We start from the raw sequence: 1,727 nt of genomic DNA, 5'->3' as shown, positions 1-1,727 counted from the left end.
TGTATTTAATACTATATATACAATTATTGTAACAATTTTTGGATATTCTGAAAAAAGTAACAATACCGGCAGAAATCAACGGACATAAAGTCACAAAAATATGTGACGGAGCATTCAGAGATTCGCAAATAAGTTTAATTGAATTTTGAACCCCTGACAACATATACTATATTGGAATAAGTGCATTTCATAATTGTGTTAATCTAGAAAAAATAGATATACCAAATATTAAATATATTTTTGCCAATACTTTTGAAAATTGCATAAATCTTTCGGAAGTAAACATTCCGCAAGGTGTTATTAAAATTCAAAATTCAGCATTTAAAAATTGTGGATTAATTAGTGTGATATTACCCAAAGGAATGAAAAATATTGAAAGCAATGCGTTTAGTGACTGTCCTTATATGAAAAGTGTAACAATTCCAGAAGGTGTTGAAGAAATTGGTTGGGCAGCATTCGCTGCAACAGCTTTGGAATCGGTATATATTCCTTCAAGTGTTAAAAGAATTGAAACATATGCATTTAATGAATGCAGAAACTTAAAAAATGTGACTATTTCGGAAGGTGTTGAGGAAATTGGATATTCAGCATTTGCAAAAACAGCTTTAGAAAGTATTAAAATTCCTGAAAGTGTGAAAAACATAGATAGTTATGTATTTTTCAATTGTAATAATCTTATAGAAGTGACATTTAAATCAAATAATCCTAAGAATTATATTAATAATATATTTTTTTATTGCCAGAACAATATAAAATTGTATGTGCCAAGTGAAGCAGTCGATTTATATTCTAATTGGTTGCCTCAGGATAGTAATGTAACTATATATGAAATAAATAATGAGGAGGGGTAGTATGAATAAAATAGCTCATATTTTAATTAGTTCATTGGAAGTTTTACTTTTATTAGTTTTAATTATATTTAATTTCAATAATGTTTCAGCTGTTGATGAAATAAATATTGTGAATGATTTTTCGTATGAGGTTACTAATGGTGAAGCAACAATAACTGGATTCATTGGAGGTGGGTTTATTAAAGAAATACCTAGTGAAATAGATGGTTATCCTGTTACTAAAATTGCAAATAACGCATTCTTAGTCAACGGGTGTTATTATGAGGATTTGATAATACCTGAAGGTGTAAGAGAGATTGGATTCAGAGCTTTTTGTGAGGAGGGTACAGAAAGAACACAAAACCCTGCAATGTCTAAAAATCTAGTTCATAATATAACTATTCCTAAAAGCGTAACTGATATTGGATTTGAATCTATAGGCTATGCCAGACATACAAGTTATATATATGACGAAAGATTCGAGGAATACGTACCTTATTGTGAGTATTTTAAAATTTCAAAGGAAGTAATTCGAGGATATAAAGGAACAGCCGCCGAAATATATGCTCAAAAAAATGGTATTAAATTTATAGCCCTTGATGACGAGCCTGTAACAACTACCACTCCTGTTACTACTGATATAACAACAACTGAAACAACAGTTGTAACAACACAAACAACTGCTATTTCTACAACATCAGCTGCGGAAACAACTCCGATAACGACAACGGTTACAACTCCTGAAATAAAAGGTGATGCCAACGGAGACGGAAAGCTTGCAGCAAGCGATGCGGCATTTATTGCAAAAGAGCTTGCACAGTCGTCTATTTCAGGAGAGAAAATAACAGCTGAGGATTATCCAGCTATGGATTTCAATCAGGACGGTAAAATTACAGC

General features: G+C 31.4%; 2 protein-coding genes. Both read left to right on the top strand.

Features of this window, described 5'->3' with window-relative positions:
• Positions 1 to 161: 161 nt before the first annotated feature.
• Positions 162 to 851, top strand: coding sequence for a leucine-rich repeat domain-containing protein (locus OCV67_RS13180; protein WP_147644389.1), 690 nt, complete (start codon positions 162 to 164; stop codon positions 849 to 851).
• A 1-nt stretch (position 852) separates the two neighbouring features.
• A partial coding sequence (locus OCV67_RS13175; protein ID WP_262644646.1) for a dockerin type I domain-containing protein occupies positions 853 to 1,727 on the top strand: 875 nt, incomplete at its 3' end.

The organism is Porcipelethomonas ammoniilytica (assembly GCF_025567485.1).
GTDB lineage: Bacteria > Bacillota > Clostridia > Oscillospirales > Ruminococcaceae > Porcipelethomonas > Porcipelethomonas ammoniilytica.
Note: the sequence above shows the minus strand (reverse complement) of the source record. Positions and strands in the feature narration are given on the sequence as shown.